We start from the raw sequence: 16436 nt of genomic DNA, 5'->3' as shown, positions 1-16436 counted from the left end.
CTCGGAGACTAGGAGCGGATGACGACCTTCATCGCGCCGTACGCCGCGTTGTTGGAACCACCGGCGATCAGACCGAAGGCCTTCTCGTACTCATCCAGCCCGATCTGGTGCGTCACCAGGCTCTCCAGCGGCAGCGTGGCGGCCAGGTCGATGGCGGCGGGGAAGATCTGGCTGTTGTAGTCACCGGCGCCGATGATGCGGATGCCGTTGCCCACCAGGGTGAGCGGGTGGATGGTGGCCTTGTAGCCCGCGTTGAAGCCCATCAGCACCACGCACCCGCCCTTGGAGACCAGCTCCAGCGAGCGCTCCAGCATCACGCCCGTGGTGTCCACCACGACGCGGAACTTGCGCCCACCGTTGGCGGCGATGGCGGCCGCCACGGCGTTGTCCGCGCCCGAGTCGATGACGCGCTCCAGGTGCTTGCGGGCGAACTGGATGCGGAAGGGGTTGTTCTCCAGCATCGTCGTGCGCAGGGCCACGCGCTGGGCGTACAGCCCCCAGACCATGCCGATGGGCCCGGCGCCGATGATGGCCACGTCATCCTCGGCCCGCAGGTTCGCCGCCTTGGCGTTGTTGAGCACGCACGCCAGCGGCTCCACCACCACCGCCCGGCTGAACTCCATCCCCTTCGGCAGCTTGTAGAGGAACTGCTCGGGGAACACCGAGTGCGAGGCGAACGTCCCGTCACGGTCGACGCCGATCTCCGAGCCGGCCTTGTTGTCGCAGAAGTTGAGCTCCCCGCGCTGGCAGAAGTCGCACCGCCCGCAGTTCAGGGTGGGGTTGACGATCACCCGGTCCCCGGCCTTGAAGTTGCGCACGGCCGGACCCACCGCCGCCACCACGCCCACCGACTCGTGGCCGAGGATGACGCCCTCGCGCGCCTTGAAGTTGCCCAGGTAGATGTTGCGGTCGGTCCCGCAGATGCCCGTGGAGTCGATGCGGACGACGACGTCGTCGGCGTGGGTGATGGCGGGCTCCGGGCGCTCCTCGAGCGCCAGGCGGTTCACGCCCTTGAAGATGATGGCTTTCATGTAGGGATTCTCCGGTTACTTCCAGTGGATGCTGTCCAGGAGCCGGCCGTGCAGCTCCCGGGTGGAGGCCGCGATGCACGACCGCTGGTTCTCGGGCGACAGGTCCATCAGCAGGGTCGACCCGAGCGACTTGCCGTAGGCATCGGTGATGATGATGCCCGCCTTCTCCGCGATGAGCACGCTGGCCGCGATGTCATACGGGAACAGGTGCAGCACCTTCCCGTTGCCCACCCGCTCGAAGTCCGCCTTCGTGGCGGGGTGGTCCTTGAGGATCCGGTTGCCGATGTCCACGTAGGCATCGAGCTGGCCGGTGACGACGCGCGAGATGGAGTAGGAGGCGCTGTTGAAGACGAACACGCCACCGGTGTTGGCGGACCGGTCGATGATGTGCCCGTAGGCCTTCGTCATCATCTGGGCCGGGTGCCCGTTGAACTCCATGGACCAGAACATCCGCTCCAGTGAGGTGGTGCTCGACAGCCGGGGCACCGGCGTGCGGTAGCCCTCGGAGAGGAGCCCGTCCTTGGCGCGGTCCGCGAAGATGAACGCCCCGGACTTGATCTCCTGCAGCAGGGCGAACTCCACGTCGTCGATTCGCGCGTTCTCCTTGAAGCGCGCGGCGGCGATGGAGATGTTCGCCATCTCCAGTCCGGCCGCGGCCGGCCGGGTGCCGTCGATGGGGTCCACGATGAGCACGTACTTCGGATCCCCGATGCGCCGCAGGCCCTCGTCCTCGGAGTACAGGGCGATGGGCTCGCCTCGCTCCTGGGCGAAGCGCCAGACGGCCGACTCCGCCACCTCGTCGATGTCGAACTGCGCATCGCCGCCCGGCGAGTAGCCGTTGACCTGCCGGTTCTTCAGCGTGCCCTTGGTGTTGAGGACGGCCTCGCGCACGTACGCGGCCATCTCGATGAGGTAGCGCTGCATTACTTCTTCACCTCGGCCAGGCACTTCTCGAGCTGGTCGCACAGCTTGACCGCCTCGTCCGGGGTGATGATGAGCGGCGGGCGGATCTTGAAGACGTTGCCGAACCCGTAGCGCGAGGTGCGCAGGATGATGCCGTAGTGCATGCCGCTCTTGGCGATCTTGTTGGTGAGCGCCACATCCGGCTCGCCGTCCTGGTCGACGATCTCGATGCCGATCATCAGGCCCGCGCCGCGCACGTCGCCGATGAAGGAGAAGCGCTCCTTCATCTTGTGCAGGCGGCCCATGATGTACTCGCCCACCACCCGCACGTTGCCGAGGAAGCCGGGGCGGGCGACGATCTCCAGCGTCTTGGCGGCGGCGGCCGCGGCCAGCACGTTGGCGCCGTAGGTGAAGGAGTGGTGGTGGCCCTCGAGGCCGCCGTACTTCTCCTCGGTCATGATGGCGGCGATCTGGAAGCCGGTGCCACCCAGGCCCTTGGCCACCGTCATGATGTGGGGCTGCACGCCGTAGTAGTCCGCGGCGAACATGTGGCCGGTGCGGCCGAAGCCCGTCTGGATTTCGTCGAAGATGAGGGCAATGCCGCGCTCGTCGCACAGCTTCTTGAGCGCCTGGAAGTAGCCGGGAGGCGGCATGATGTTGCCGCCATTGCCGGAGATGGGCTCCACCACCATGCAGGCCACCTTGCCGGTGCTGCCATAGTCGATGAAGTCATTGATGCGCTCGACGCACAGGAAATTGCACGTCTCCGGCTTCTGCTTGTAGAAGCAACGGTAGCAGTAGGGGTCCGGCACCTGGATGCCGCCCGGGAACAGGTTCGGGAACGGCTCCTTGCGGAAGGCATTGCCCGACAGGCTCGCCATCATCATCGTCTGTCCCAGGTGGCTGCGGAACAGGGAGATGACGTCACGGCCGCCGTTGAAGTTCTGCGCCATCTTGATGGCGCCCTCGTTCGCGGTGGAGCCGCTGCAGACCTTCGGGTGAACCTTGGTCAGGTTCTTGGGCGCCAGGTCCACCAGCCGCTGCACCACCTCGTTGATGGGGCCCGTCTGGAAGCTCGAGGTGACGTGAACCAGGCTGTCCGCCTGCTTCTTCACCGCCGAGAGCACCTCATGGTTGGTGTAGCCAAGGATGAGGTTGAAGGTCGCCGACGCGCAGTCGATGTATTCCTTGCCGTCCGAGTCATAGAGGTAGACGCCCTGGCCCCGCTCCATGACCAGGTCACTGACGTCGTAATAGATGTTTTTACGCACGTCCCGCTGAACGAACTTCTCCCCGTCCTGCACCACGGACTTGGCTGCATTTCCCACGGTTGTCATGCCTCCTGTTGATGAAACCGCGATAACACGTCTTCCGGCTTTCACCGGATCCTCACGGCTCGCGAGTCTTTATACGGAAGGTTCAAAACATCGCAAGTGACATGAAGTTGTCAGATGTTTTTTCCTGCGGGCGAGAAGATTGGAAGGCCTGTCATTGGAAATTTTCTCCAATGGCTGGCACGGCGTGCGCCATGCGCCCGAATCTCTAGCTTCAAACTGTCAATCACTCACATGGGGGTTGACAGGGCGCGCGCACGAAAAGACTGACGTCGCGAACACCTCGCGTGTCGTCCTCCGGGCAGCGGCCACTCACACGCGCCGCGGCCCGCCTGGGCCCCTCGCCGCGCATCATCCTGATGGCGGTGAAGAGGGGGCTGGCGGACAAATCGGGTCAAACACTCCGTGCTCCTGACGGCCCCGCGCTGCGTGCTCCCGGGGGCCCTGGACCTGGACCGAGGCGCCACCTCGTCCCGCGTACCGCGCTGCATGAACCCGCGTGTTCATCTCGACAGATGCCGGAATATCATGGGTTTTGCCCGGGAACAACGCGTTTCCTGCCGGATTCACGCGGATTCTTCTTGGTTTTCACATGAAATATGCGGGAAGATGCGTGTTCACGTAGAATGAACGCATGAGCCCGCAACCTCCAGTCGTCCCAGAAGCCCCTGCCCCGGTCCTGCTGCCCGACGAGCGTCGGCGCCTCATCCTCGAACAGCTCGGTCTTCGAGGCCGGGTGCTGGCCCAGGATCTCTGCCGGATGTTGCAGGTTTCCGAGGACACCATCCGGAGGGACCTGAAGGACCTGGACGAGGCGGGCCTGCTCAAGCGGGTGCATGGCGGGGCCCTGCCCATCACCCAGGGGTCCGTGGGTCGAGCCTTCGGGACGCCCCAACCGGCGAAGCAGGCCGTGGCCCGGGTCGCCGCCGGGTTGATCCGCTCCGGACAGGTGGTGTTCCTGGATGGAGGCACCACGCTGTTGGAAGTGACACGCGCCCTGCCAGCGGATCTGCGCGCGACAATCATCACTCCCAGCCCTACCGTGGCGGTGGCGCTGGCAGACTATTCGGGCCTCGAGGTCCATCTGGTCGGGGGCCGACTCCACCCTGGAGCCCTGACATTGGTGGGAGCCGACACGGTGGAGGCCCTGCGCCGGGTGCGGGCGGACCTCTGTCTCTTGGGCGTGTGCAGCCTGCATGCGGAGACAGGCATCTCCACCGCGTACGCCGAGGAGGCGACGACCAAGCGCGCCATGATCGACAGCGCGACCGAGACCGTCGCCGTGCTCACCGCGGACAAGCTCGGGACCGTGTCGCCCTTCGTGGTGGCGCCCGCCAGCCGGCTGACCACCCTGGTGACGGAGGCCAGCAGTAGCGAGGCCCTGCTCGCCCCCTTTCACAAGCTCCAACTCAGGATCCTCACTGCATGAACGCAACGAGCCTTCCCGTCGACGCGCGGCTGGCCCTGGTCCGCCGTAGCGCCATCGCCACCATCTTCTTCGTCAATGGCTTCGCCTTCGCGAGCTGGGTGCCGCACATCCCCACCGTCCAGGCGCGCCTGGGGCTGAGCGCCGGAGAGCTCGGACTGGCGCTGCTCGCCGTCGCCGGGGGAGCGCTGGTGTCCATGCCCCTCACGGGCATCTTCCTCGGGAAGTGGGGCAGCGCCCGGGTGACGCTCGTCACCTCCGTGCTCTTCTGCGCGCTGTCGGCCCTGCCGGTGCGCGCGCCCAGCCAGCTCGCGCTCGTGCTGGCCCTGGCGGCCTTCGGCGCCGCCAACGGAGCCATGGATGTGTCGATGAACGCCCATGGCGTGGCCGTCGAGAACTGGATGGGCCGGCCCATCCTCTCCTCGCTGCATGCCTTGTTCAGCCTCGGAGGACTGGTGGGAGCCGGGTGCTCCATGCTGGCGCTCAAGCTGGGCCTCGCCCCGGCCACGCACATGGTGGTGGCGGCGGGAGGAGGGCTGTTGCTCGTCGCCATCGCCACGCGCTTCCTCGGGCCGGGCTCGGCCGGGAGCGGCGGCAACACGCCCTTCTTCGTGATGCCGCGCGGGCCGCTGCTGATGCTGGGGGCGCTGGCCTTCCTCGTCCTGCTCGCCGAGGGCGCGGTGGCGGACTGGAGCGCCGTCTACCTGCGCAACGCGCTGAACGCCGACACGCACCTGGCGGGCGCGGGCTATGCCGTGTTCTCGCTGACCATGACCGCCGGGCGGCTGGTGGGGGATCGGCTGGCCGCGGCCTTCAGCCCGGTGACCCTGCTGCGCACCGGAGGGGTGCTGGCCGCCGGAGGACTGGGCGCGGCGCTGCTGCTCCACCATCCCCTGGCCGCGGTGGTCGGGTTCGGCTGCATGGGCCTGGGCCTGTCCAACATGAGCCCGCAGATGTTCAGCGCCGCCGGCCGCACGCCGGGAATGCCCTCGGGCCTGGCCATCGCCGCCATGTCCACGGCGGGCTATGGCGGCTTCCTGGCCGGCCCTCCGCTGGTGGGCTTCGTGGCGGACGTGGCGGGCCTGTCCCTCGCGCTCGGAATGCTCGTGGTCTTCCTGACCTTCGTCGTGGCCAGCGCCGGTTGGGTGGACACCTCGCGCCAGCCGGAGCAGATTCCGGTGGAACAGCCGGAGGCGTGACGCGCCAATCCCCCGGAGTTTCGTGATGCGACTGGCCGTCGTGGTGCTCGGTGTTCTGCTCGGGCTGTGGCCCCAGGTGTCACACGCCTGCCGGTGCGTGAGCGAATCCCCCCATGCCCCGCCCGCCCAGGCGTTCCGGACCGCTCGCGACAAGGCGAGCCACGTCTACCTCGCCCGCGTCCACGCGGCCGATGGGTTGCGCAGTGGCGGCACCGCGACCGTGGAGGTGCTCGAGGTGTTCAAGGGAGAGGGGGAGCTCGCGGTGGGCACCCGGCTCCAGCTCCCCTCCGGCGGCGGAGGCGACTGCACCTTCCCGTTCAAGAAGGGAAACGACTACCTGGTGTACGCCCATGGCCAGCCCACGAGCGTGAGACTGTGCACACGGACCCGGCAGGTCCAGGCCCGGGCGGATGACATGGAGCTGACGTGGCTCCGCACGGGGAAGGCTCCCGTCACTCCCGTGGCCCTGCGGCGTGAGGTGGTGACCTGCAAGCCCTGTGACGTGGACACCGTCGCGGGCGTCCCCATCCTGGGAGCGGATGCAGCGCGCCGGGCCTACGAGGAGCAGCGCCCCTTCCGGACTCCTGGCCCCGGCGGCGACGACCGCGTCGTCGTCGAGGTGGGGATGACCCGGGACAATCGAGCGTTCCAGCTCGTCCAGACGTCACACGAGGTCGTCCCCACGGACGAGCCGTGCCGGAGGGCGATCATCCGCCGGTGGTGCGAGCGGCTGGCGCCCACGAGCGACGAGGCGAGGTTCGCGTTCCGGTGCATCAAGCCCGGCCCCGAAGAGGAGGTGTGCGACGAGGAGAAGAGCCGTGCCGCGAAGTGGATGCCGCTCGAGCGCCTGACGGCGGCCACCTGCGGTTGGAAGGACCCCAACGCGCCGAGCTGCACGCTCTCCAAGAAGCTCCAGCCGCTGCGCGGTTCCCCCAAGGCCGGCGCGCCCGTGCTCCAATGCCGCCCCATGCGCCAGTACACGGAGCGGCATAGCTGTCAGGTCGTCACCGGCGAGAAGTAGGTGGGCGCGGCCGGGCGCCGCGCTCCACCCGCTACGTCCGGGTCCTCACCGCACCTGGATGGCGTCGGCGATGACGTAATAGCCCGCCGTGGTCCAGCGGCTCAGCTGCACCTTGTTCCAGCCCGCCGTGAAGCTCCACGTGCCGAGCGTGTTCCACCTGCCGCCGTTGAGCTGCTGGTTCACCTTCACGGTGGCCAGCTGGGTGCCACTGGCGTTCCAGACGATGAAGGGCGCCGTCGTCGAGCGGTCGCTGGCCGAGGTCCACCAGGCGTCGATCGTCTTGGTGGCCGCCGCCGGCAGGTAGAACCAGAACGTCGCCGGCTCCGAGACGGCCGCCGTGGCCGAGGCGTAGTAGCCCGAGCCGTAGTAGCCCGCCACGTTCGTGGACGAGGTCCAGCTGGTGCCCGCCAACTGGATGTAGCCCTTGGTGGTGTCGTTGCTGGTGTTGTTGCTGTCGATGATGAGGCCCGTGGTCGTCCCACCGCCCGACGTCCACAGGTACGTCACGTTGACCCAGTCGTTGTTGCTCATCCCCAGGTCCGTCCAGAACGTCCCATCGGCCAGGTCGATGCCCGCGGGGTTGGCCGGCCGGCGCCCGAACTGATCCAACCCGCCGTTGTAGCCATCCTGGTACGCGGCCTGGGACTCGGGCTTGCCCTGCGGCAGGTCCTTCCACATCTCGCGCACGCTGGAGGGATTCCAGTAGTCATCCTTCGTGTTCCAGGGCCCCACGTCCCAGACGGACGCGGTCGTGCACTTGCCCGTCACCGGGTAGCACACGCGCACCTGGTACTCGCTGCCTCCATTGCTCGCGAGCGCCCGGCGCGACGGCAGCGCGACGAAACGGTCATACGACTTGATGACATGGCCGTTGGCCGTCGTGCCGCCCACCAGACCCTCGCGCGTGGCGTAGATGCGGTAGGTCAACGCCGCCAGGGGCTGGGCGTCCGCCTCGGGGCCACCCTCCAGCGTTCCCTCCAGCGCCACCTCATGCACCACGGGACCGCGGCCGTGCTCGTCCGCCAGCAGCGCGAGCCTCACCTGCACCTCCGTGCCCGCACGGGGAAGACGCACGGCCTCTCCCGCGCTGGAGGTGCGCCACTCCGTCCAGGCACCGCTCTCCGTCCGCACCCGGACGTCCACTTCGACCCCCGTCCCCAGGAGCGCCTTCGTCTGGAGCACCGGCCGGATCGTATCCACCGGCTGCTCCAGCCTGCGCGCCGGGAAGGTGTAGAGGCCCGTGAGGCTGAGCTGCCCTTCGGGCCTGCGCATGACGGCGTAGGGCTCGAACAACAGACCGTCCCGGGTGCGCACCAGCTCGCCCGTGCCCTCTCCCGTGGAGAGCTCCTCCGACCAGCGCACGGCGCTCGCGCTCCCCGGCGCGACGGCACGCACGGACGCCTCGGCGGACTCCTTCGGGGTCTCCGCGAGCGCGGCACCTTCCGCCAGCGCGACTCCCAACATCACCGTCATGAACGTGGACCGCAGCTTCGAGCGCATGCAACCGTCTCCTTGAAAAAGTGGACTTACCGGTTTCCCATTTTCTTGTAGAAGGAGTCACAATGCCGGATAACCCCTTCTTCCTGGAAGAGGGTTCTCGCGCCTCGCCATCCAAAAAAAGAGCGGCTTCGAGTTCTCCAGCCAGTCGGTTCGCCCATCTTCTGGGACGAGTATCCTCCCTCCGTCGAGGAGAGCTCCCGCCCGCGCGGGGACTGAGTTGGAGGAGGAATCCATGAAGCCTGCGAGGGTGATGTTGGCGGCGCTGGCGGGAATGCTCTCCGGGTGCGCAACGGTCCAGAGCGCCACCGCGCCCCATCAGGTGCGCGTCTCCGGAGGCGTCGTGCAGGGCTCGGTGCGAGACGGCGTCCTGTCCTTCAAGGGCATCCCCTTCGCCGCGCCCCCCGTGGGCGACCTGCGCTGGCGCCCGCCCCAACCCGTCCAGGAGTGGAGCGGCGTGCGCCAGGCCACCGCCTTCGGTCACGACTGCATGCAGATCCCCTTCGCGGCCGACGCCGCCCCGTTGGGCACGTCTCCCGCCGAGGACTGTCTGACGCTCAATGTCTGGCGCGCGGCCGAGGCGCCCAAGGACGGCAAGCTGCCGGTGATGGTGTGGATCTACGGCGGCGGCTTCGTGAACGGTGGCGCCTCCCCGGCCGTGTACGACGGCTCGCGCTTCGCCAGGCAGGGCGTGGTGCTGGTCAGCTTCAACTACCGCCTCGGGCGGCTGGGCTTCTTCGCCCACCCGGCGCTGACGGCCGAGGCGGGAGGCGCTCCCACCGGCAACTTCGGCTACATGGATCAGATCGCCGCCCTGGAGTGGGTGCGCGACAACATCGCCGCCTTCGGGGGAGACCCGAACAACATCACCGTCTTCGGCGAGTCCGCTGGCGGCGGCTCGGTCCACACCCTGCTGACCTCTCCGAAATCACGAGGGCTGTTCCACAAGGCCATCATCATGTCCGGTGGCGGACGCGGCCCGCTGCTCGGCGGAAGCAGGCTGAGCGAGGACACCCCGGGCGGGCCGCGCTCGGCGGAGTCGATCGGCGTGGAGTTCGCCCGGAGCGTCGGCATCCAGCGGACCGGCCCGGAGGCCCTGGCCGCGCTGCGCGCCCTGCCCGCGGAGCGGCTCTGCGATTTCAACTTGATGACCCTGAACGTGCCCACCTACTCGGGCCCGATGCTCGACGGGCAGCTCGTCGTCGAGTGGCCGGACGCCGCCTATCGCGCCGGCCGCTGGGCCCAGGTGCCGGTCATGGTGGGCGCCACCCGCGCGGACATCGGCTTCCTCTCCGCCCGGACCCGGGACGAGGCGTTCGCGCTCTTCCCCGACAAGGCGGCGGCCCGTGCCACCTATGACCCGGACGGGAAGGCAGACGTACAGACCCTGGTCGCCCTCATCGGGATGGATCGCCTCATGCTCGAGCCCGCGCGGTACACGGCCCGCGCCGTGGCTTCCCAGGGGATTCCCGCCTGGCATTACCGCTTCTCCTACGTCGCCGACTCCATGCGCGACGAGTGGAAGACCGGGGCTCCGCACGCGACCGAGATTCCCTATGTCTTCGACACGGTCGAGCTCAAGTACGAGGCGAAGACGACCGACCGCGACCGACAGGTCGGACGCGTGGCCAACACCTACTTCGCCAACTTCGCCAGGACGGGAGACCCGAACGGGCAGGGCCTGCCCCAGTGGCCTCGATATGAAGCCGCCACGGACGTGCTCCTGGACTTCTCGGCGAGCGGAGAGCCGGTCGCCCAGCCCGATCCGTGGAAGGCCCGGCTGGACGTGACCGAGGCCGCCGTGGATGCGGCCTCCAGGAAGTGACGCACCGGGTGCCTCATGGCGAGGCGAGCGGTTCCGACGTTCCGCTCGCCACCTCCCGTCGGGTCAGCGCAGCGCCGGGTAGTCCGTGTAGCCCTTCTCCTCGCCGCTGAAGAAGGTGGCGAAGTCGGGCTGAGCGAGCGGAGCCTCGTGCCGGAAGCGCTCCGGCAGGTCCGGATTGGCGATGAACGGCACGCCGTAGGACACGAGGTCGGCCTCTCCGCTTGCGATGGCCGCCTCACCGGTCCGCGCGTCGTAGCCGCCGTTGACGATGAAGGCGCCCTGGAAGGCCTTGCGCAGCAACGGGGAGATGCGCTGCTCGGGGCTCGGCACCGACTTGCCCGACACGGCCTCCGTCACGTGCAGGTAGCCGAGCTTCAACCGGTTCAGCTCGCGAGCCATGTAGGTGAACGTCTCGACCGGGTTGGAGTCCGTCATGCCACCGTAGGGGAACGGCTGCGGCGAGAGCCGGTAGCCCACCCGCTCCGCGCCCCAGACGCCCACCACCGCCCGGGCCACCTCCAGCGGGAAGCGCGCCCGGTTCTCGATGCTGCCGCCGTAGGCATCCGTGCGCTGGTTGGAGCCATCCCGCAGGAACTGGTCGAGCAGGTAGCCGTTGCTGCCGTGCAGCTCCACGCCATCGAAGCCCGCCTCCCTGGCGTTCTCGGCCGCGCGGCGGAACTGCTCGACGATGCCGGGAATCTCCGCGGTCTCGAGCGCTCGCGGCGTCACCATGCGCGTCTTGCCCTTGAACGTGAAGACCTCCCCATCGGCGGGGATCGCCGAGGGCGCCACGGGCAGCTGGCCGTCATGGAAGTCCGGGTGCGACATACGCCCGACGTGCCACAGCTGGGCGTAGATGACCCCGCCCGCCGCGTGGACGGCGTCCGTCACCTTCTTCCAGCCCGCCACCTGCTCGGGCGAGTGCATGCCAGGCGTGCGGATGTAGCCCACGCCCTGGAGGCTGACCTGGGTGGCCTCGGTGATGAGGAGCCCCGCCGAGGCGCGCTGCACGTAATAGGTCACCGCCAGGGGGTTGGGCACGTTGCCGTCGACGAGCGCCCGGCTGCGCGTCATCGGCGCCATCACCGTGCGGTTCTTCAGCTCGAGACGGCCCAGTCGGAAGGGGGACAGGAGATTCGAGTGGTTGGACATGGCTCTTCCTCGGCGAGGTGGGGAAAGCGGCTTGCGTGGACAGAAAATGCCGGGGCCGCTATGGACGTGCCATGGCATCCAGTCCAAAAAAATTAGCCGAGCGTCCAGACGCCCTGGACGAGCCGGTAACGGACGTCCTGGCGGATGTGCTGGACACGATGCGCCTGGCGACCCACATGTATGGCCGCTTCGAGCTGTATGCACCCTGGGGAATCCAGTTCCCCGGGAGCCCTGGCGCGCACATCGTGGTCATCGCTCGCGGGGGAGCCCGCCTGGAGGTGGAGGGCGTCGAGGGAGCCATCACGCTGTCTGCCGGAGACCTGGCGCTGCTTCCGCACGGCGCAGGGCACACGCTCCGCGACGCGGAAGGAAGTCCGCTGCACGAGCTCGGAAAGGGCGAGTGCCAGCGGGCCCGGGGGGTGGGGACCATCCGGCTCGGAGGAGACGGAGCCCGGACGGCGCTGGTCGCGGGCTCCTTCCGGCTCGGCGCCGTGCCGCGCACGCCGTTGTTCGAGGGGCTTCCGCGCGTCATCCACTTCACCGCGGACGACCCCAAGACCTCCCCCACGCTGGCGTCGACGGTGCAGCTGCTCATCGCGGAGAGCGCCTCGAGCAGCCCGGGGGCGACCGTCATCATGAGCCGGCTCGCGGACATCCTGCTCGTGCAGGCCCTGCGGGCGCACATCGCGGGAAGCCAGTGCCAGGAGCACGGGCTGTGCGCGCTCGCGGATCCTCAGATTCGCAAGGCGCTCTCGCTCATCCACGAGCGGCCTTCCGAGCCCTGGACCGTCGAGAGTCTCGCGACGGCCGTGGCCCTCTCACGCTCCGGCTTCGCCGCGCGCTTCAGCGAGCTCGTGGGAGAGCCGCCGTTGGAGTACCTCGCGAAGTGGCGGATGACGAAGGCCGCCCAGTTCCTGCGCGAGAGCGAGCTGCCCCTGAGCGAGGTCGCGGAGACCATCGGCTATCAGAGCGAGGCCTCGTTCAACCGGGCCTTCAAGCGCTGGGGAGGGATTGCGCCCGGAGCGTACCGGCGCGACCACCGCCGGGGGTGAGCGGAGAGCGGCTCATCCGGCCAGGGGTGCTTGGGGTAACACCCCTCCCGCACCTGTTCTGGGAGGGGACGTCGATGCGCTTCCCTCCGGCCGAGGGCGTGTGCCTCCCCGGCTCGCGGACGAGCGAGTACTTCCGCGAGGTGCTGCCGCGCCTGGGTCTGCAGGCACATGAGACGGAGGACTTCCTCGCCGCGTGGGTGCCACGCATGGAGGGAGCGGCCTTCAACGTCATCGGGTTCCACCCGCGCGAGGTGGTGGACATGCTGGCTCCGGTGCGGGTGTCACCGACTCCCACGTGGATGATTCGCATCCTCATGGACGCGACTCCCGTGGAGGAGTGCCCCGAACTCCAAGCCCCCGTGCTGCCGGAGGCGGTGCCCGCGCGCGAGGGGGTTCTCGGTCGTGGAGTGGGGCGGAGTCCTGCGCGAGAGCCGCTGACACGGTCTCTGCACCACGCCTCTCCCACATTTGATCCATCCACTGCAGGGCTCATGTGGATTCCTCCAGGAGCAACCGAGACATGACCTCTTGAGTTCTCCAACGGGAAGGGACTCCGGCCGTGGTATGAAGCGAGCGCACCGGGCTTCCGCCGACGCCACTCGGGCGTGGCCGGCAAGCACGGGAGAGGACAGCGCATGACAACCACGAAGAAGCAGCAGGGCAGGAGGTTGGGCCCGTTCCAGCTCGGAAGACGGTGCAAGCACGCGGCGGCGGAGCTGGGCCACATCCACGAGGCGCGCAACGTCGAGACGGGCACCTCGGCCCTGGTGATGATGCCCGGGCCACGGCGGTCCCCCAAGAAGAACTGGCAGGTGCGCGTCTCCTTCCAGACCCACCCCCCTTTCTTCGCGCTGGAGATGGAGCAGGCGCCGGCCTCGGGCACGCTGGCGGAGTTGGCCCACCTGCTGACCCTGCTCCTCTCGGGGCTCGACGCCGTGGGGAGCAACGCCAGAACGCGCGCGCACCTCACCCGCGAGCCGATGGGCCGGTGGCTGGGTCGCCCTTCACTGAAAGCACTCGCGGCCGCGGGACTCGCCGTGCTCGCGCTGGGCGGAGGTCTCTGGTTGGGTATGGGAAACCGTCCGATGGGTCATCCAACCCCACCACCGTCGACTCCCGAGATGGAGGAATTCACGGCGGGCGGGACTTCGGACCCATTCTCCAGCGGCTTTCTCACGGACACCACGGATGGCGGAGAACCCGTGCTCGCCCGTCCGCTACCGAGTGAGCCCTTCAAGGGGCAGAAGCGTCCTCCCTGCAAGCGCTACAGCGAGGTCGAGCTCATCGGCGCCTGCTGGATGCCTCACGAACTCAAAGCCCCGTGCCCGGATGAGCTCTACGAATACCAGGGCAAGTGCTACGTGCCCGCCTTCAGCGCCAAACAACCGGTACCCCAGTCGCTGGAGCGGTGACACAGCCGGCCACGTAACCGGGCCGTCTTGCGGAGCTTCTCCTCGTTCCGGCCCACCACCACCACCCGGGCGCCCTCCTGGACGAAGAGCACGGCCGTCGCCGCTCCGATGCCACTGCCGCCGCCGGTGATGACCGCGACCTTGTCCTGCAACCGCTTCATGATGTGCCCCCCTGGTGCTCCAGCGGCCTCGGAGACTAGAGAGCACGCGTCAGAGGCACCAGACGCCGCTCGCCGCTTCTCCCCAGACGCCGGCCCCGTGGCCCCGAGCCCCGAGGAGCGGAGTCCCGCGCCTCAGCCTCCGACCGCCACGTGCTCGCGGCACAGCAGCGTCCCCTCCTCGCGCGAGAGGGGCTCGCCGGTCAGCCCGCAGCGGAAGCGGCCTGGGCCCTCGTGTTGGAAGTGGCGGCAGCTGTCGCACTGGCCGAAGGAGCGCTGTCCGTGCGCGGACTGGAGCGTTTGCAGCAGCCGGGTGAGTTGCTGCTCCAGGGCCTCCCTTCCTTGTCCGAGCGCGGGCAGCGCCCGCCGGAAGAGCTCCGGCGGCACGGCGTCCTCGAGCACCCTCCGGCCCTCCCGCGTCAGGTGCAGGTGCACCACGCGGCGGTCCTCGGCGCTGCCCTGCTTGGTGAGGAGCCCCTTGTTCTCGAGTACCAGCAGCGTCTGGGACACCGTGCCCTTTGTCAGGCCCAGGTACTCGGCGAGCGCCGCGGGCGTGTTGCTGTAGCGGTTGCACGCGGCGAGGTAGCCCAGCGCCTGCAAGTGCACCGGCTGCAGCCCGTGGGGTAGCCCCGCGGCGCGCTCCTCGTTGCGCAGCAGCGTCGTGATGCGCTCGAGCAGCGCGTACGTGCGGTCGGCTCCCATGTGGATGAAGGTATCGAGCCGAAACCTCCTTGACAAGACGGAGCGCCACGCGCATTTAGTATCGAGTCGAAACCAAATAGAGGCGCTCCCCATGAAGTCCCATGTCCTACTCGCTCCGCTGCTCCTCATCCCCACGCTCGCTCTCGCCCACGGCGCTCAGGGCCACTCACCGCCCAAGCGTGAGAAGCCCACCAAGGGCCTCGTCTCGCCCGTCTCCCCGAAGGTGACGGCCTCCTTCGACCTGGTGCGCACCGAGGTGCGGCGCGAAGGCGGCCACATCCTCTTCCGTCAGGAGGTGCGGGAGGAGGCAGGAAAGCTCACTCCCACGCCCACCGGGCAACTGGCCGGCAGCGAGGTGTTTTCCTACGTCTGGCCCACCTCCATCGACTCGGGGGCGGTGGGCTTCGACGCCGCGCAGGGCATCCTCGCCTTCGTGCTGACGGCCCACCCGGACTTCGACGACACGCCGCTGGAAGACGAGAACGGGGACGGCAACAAGGGCAACGACGGCAACCTGTGGCACAGCCATTGGGTGGTGCTGGTGAAGGACGCCTCCTGTCCCGGCGGCCTCAAGGTGCGCGACATCCCGGAGGGCACCAGGCCGAAGCTGCCGAAGACGTGGCCCGGCCTGCCCATCCTCATCGACTCCCCGGGCTTCAAGCCCGCGCTGCGGGGACAGGTGGTGGAGGTGCGCATCCCCGAGGAGGCCGCCGCCTTCCCCGCGCAGTTCAACTACGACGGTGTCACCGCGGCCCTCAAGGTGAACGCCAACCTGCACGACCCGCTGCTGTGCGTCACGGGCACCTTCGACGTCGCCTCCGGTGACCTGAGCCTTCCCGGCCGCGTGCTGCGCTGACGCAGCAGGCCCCCTCTCTCCCTTCAGTCCCGGGCACCCGTCGTGCGCCGCTCCTGACCGGAGCGGCGCTGCAGCCACCCGTGTGCCCGCTCCACCCGCGGTCCTCCCATGAGGTTCTCCATGAACACCCCCACCATCCACCCCGTCGACTCCTCCAACACCCCTGTCGCCTCCGAGCCCACCCTCGCCGCACTGAAGGCGAAGTTCGGCGGCGTGCCGAAGATGTTCGCCACCTTCGCCCACTCACCCGCGGCGCTGGAGGCGGTGGCGGGCTACTTCACCGCCATGGGCAAGGCGGCCCTGTCGCCGCGTACCCAGGAGGCCATCGCCATTGCCGTGGCCGAGCTCAACCGTTGCACCTACTGCCTCTCGGCGCACACGGCGCTCGCCAGGGGGCACGGTGTCAGCCCCGACGAGGCAAGCGGCTTCAGGAAGGGCCAGTCGACGGACCCCCGTGAAAAGGCCATCCTCGACCTCGCGCTGGCCATCGCCCGCACGCGCGGCGCGGACGTGGGCCCGCAGCTGGCCCAGGCGCGCCGGGCCGGGCTGACGGACGCGGAGTTGGTGGAGGTGGTGGCGGCCGTCGCCCAGAACGTCCTCACCAACTACCTCAACGTCGTGGCCGCCACGGAGGTGGACTTCCCCCGCGTGGGTTGACCTCCGGCGTCTCGAGCGGGAAGGCTGCCTTGCCCGGCATGCGCTGCCGCCGAGCGCTCCCGAAGCCCCTGGGTGTCTTCACCGGCGGGTGGCGGACACGAAGGTGCCCCGCGAGGGCTCGGCCGTGGCCCCCCCTCGCGGCGCTGGTTGCCGTGCTGCCGGCGACCGCGTACCGCTCGAAAGCCGCGTCTTCTTGAAGACGCAGTCGCTC

The 16436-nt window shown here is 68.7% G+C and carries 16 protein-coding genes; 9 read left to right on the top strand and 7 right to left on the bottom strand.

What is annotated here, in order from left to right:
- Positions 1-8: 8 nt before the first annotated feature.
- From JRI60_RS01010 to JRI60_RS01000, 3 genes are read right to left on the bottom strand one after another with little or no spacing between them, the layout of a single operon-like run.
- Positions 9-1031 (bottom strand): zinc-dependent alcohol dehydrogenase, encoded by a 1023-nt coding sequence (locus tag JRI60_RS01010; RefSeq protein ID WP_204223928.1) that lies wholly within the window; start codon positions 1029-1031, stop codon positions 9-11.
- Positions 1032-1046: 15 nt separating this feature from the next.
- A complete protein-coding gene (locus JRI60_RS01005) occupies positions 1047-1955 on the bottom strand; it encodes an inositol monophosphatase family protein (RefSeq protein ID WP_204223927.1) in 909 nt (302 codons plus the stop codon).
- A complete protein-coding gene (locus JRI60_RS01000) occupies positions 1955-3262 on the bottom strand; it encodes an aspartate aminotransferase family protein (RefSeq protein ID WP_239470271.1) in 1308 nt (435 codons plus the stop codon). The genes JRI60_RS01005 and JRI60_RS01000 overlap by 1 nt, the downstream gene beginning before the upstream one ends.
- A 640-nt stretch (positions 3263-3902) precedes the next feature.
- On the opposite strand from JRI60_RS01000, the gene JRI60_RS00995 reads away from it, so the two are divergent.
- From JRI60_RS00995 to JRI60_RS00985, 3 genes are read left to right on the top strand one after another with little or no spacing between them, the layout of a single operon-like run.
- Entirely contained in the window at positions 3903-4697 is a 795-nt protein-coding gene (locus tag JRI60_RS00995) for a DeoR/GlpR family DNA-binding transcription regulator (protein ID WP_204223925.1), read from the top strand.
- Positions 4694-5893 carry an MFS transporter gene (locus JRI60_RS00990; protein WP_204223924.1) on the top strand — a complete coding sequence of 400 codons (1200 nt, stop codon included), beginning with the start codon at positions 4694-4696 and terminating at the stop codon, positions 5891-5893. Before JRI60_RS00995 ends, JRI60_RS00990 begins: the two co-directional genes overlap by 4 nt.
- A 25-nt stretch (positions 5894-5918) precedes the next feature.
- A complete protein-coding gene (locus JRI60_RS00985; protein ID WP_204223923.1) occupies positions 5919-6914 on the top strand; it encodes a hypothetical protein in 996 nt (331 codons plus the stop codon).
- A gap of 45 nt (positions 6915-6959) precedes the next feature.
- On the opposite strand, the gene JRI60_RS00980 is transcribed toward JRI60_RS00985, so the two are convergent.
- A complete protein-coding gene (locus JRI60_RS00980) occupies positions 6960-8414 on the bottom strand; it encodes a hypothetical protein (protein ID WP_204223922.1) in 1455 nt (484 codons plus the stop codon).
- 232 nt (positions 8415-8646) lie between these two features.
- Between JRI60_RS00980 and JRI60_RS00975 the strand changes: the two genes are divergently transcribed.
- Positions 8647-10236 carry a carboxylesterase/lipase family protein gene (locus tag JRI60_RS00975; RefSeq protein ID WP_239470270.1) on the top strand — a complete coding sequence of 530 codons (1590 nt, stop codon included), beginning with the start codon at positions 8647-8649 and terminating at the stop codon, positions 10234-10236.
- 63 nt (positions 10237-10299) lie between these two features.
- Here the strand turns inward: JRI60_RS00975 and JRI60_RS00970 are convergent, their stop codons facing one another.
- Positions 10300-11388: an alkene reductase gene (locus JRI60_RS00970; protein ID WP_204223921.1), complete on the bottom strand. Its 1089-nt coding sequence runs from the start codon at positions 11386-11388 to the stop codon at positions 10300-10302.
- Positions 11389-11546: 158 nt separating this feature from the next.
- Here JRI60_RS00970 and JRI60_RS00965 point away from each other — a divergent pair, with 158 nt between their 5' ends.
- The 3 genes from JRI60_RS00965 (at position 11547) to JRI60_RS00955 (ending at position 13852) form a co-directional block, all read left to right on the top strand.
- The gene (locus JRI60_RS00965) at positions 11547-12440 is read left to right on the top strand and encodes an AraC family transcriptional regulator (RefSeq protein WP_343213387.1); all 894 of its coding nucleotides are present in this window, start codon (positions 11547-11549) and stop codon (positions 12438-12440) included.
- A gap of 74 nt (positions 12441-12514) precedes the next feature.
- Positions 12515-12964: a hypothetical protein gene (locus JRI60_RS00960; protein ID WP_204223919.1), complete on the top strand. Its 450-nt coding sequence runs from the start codon at positions 12515-12517 to the stop codon at positions 12962-12964.
- Positions 12965-13075: 111 nt separating this feature from the next.
- Positions 13076-13852 (top strand): hypothetical protein, encoded by a 777-nt coding sequence (locus JRI60_RS00955; RefSeq protein WP_204223918.1) that lies wholly within the window; start codon positions 13076-13078, stop codon positions 13850-13852.
- Here the strand turns inward: JRI60_RS00955 and JRI60_RS00950 are convergent.
- Together JRI60_RS00950 and JRI60_RS00945 are read right to left on the bottom strand one after the other, a co-directional pair.
- Positions 13798-14013, bottom strand: a complete 216-nt coding sequence (locus tag JRI60_RS00950) for an SDR family NAD(P)-dependent oxidoreductase (RefSeq protein ID WP_204223917.1) — start codon at positions 14011-14013, stop codon at positions 13798-13800. The two genes, JRI60_RS00955 and JRI60_RS00950, sit on opposite strands and share 55 nt — an antisense overlap.
- 132 nt (positions 14014-14145) lie before the next feature.
- Entirely contained in the window at positions 14146-14712 is a 567-nt protein-coding gene (locus tag JRI60_RS00945) for a MarR family winged helix-turn-helix transcriptional regulator (protein WP_204223916.1), read from the bottom strand.
- 91 nt (positions 14713-14803) lie between these two features.
- Between JRI60_RS00945 and JRI60_RS00940 the strand changes: the two genes are divergently transcribed.
- Positions 14804-15568, top strand: a complete 765-nt coding sequence (locus JRI60_RS00940; protein ID WP_204223915.1) for a hypothetical protein — start codon at positions 14804-14806, stop codon at positions 15566-15568.
- A gap of 120 nt (positions 15569-15688) precedes the next feature.
- Positions 15689-16225, top strand: coding sequence for a carboxymuconolactone decarboxylase family protein (locus JRI60_RS00935; protein ID WP_204223914.1), 537 nt, complete (start codon positions 15689-15691; stop codon positions 16223-16225).
- Positions 16226-16436: the final 211 nt, after the last annotated feature.

Origin of the sequence: Archangium violaceum, from assembly GCF_016887565.1 — a bacterium.
Lineage (GTDB): Bacteria > Myxococcota > Myxococcia > Myxococcales > Myxococcaceae > Archangium > Archangium violaceum_B.
This window is presented reverse-complemented; position numbering and strand designations above follow the sequence as displayed.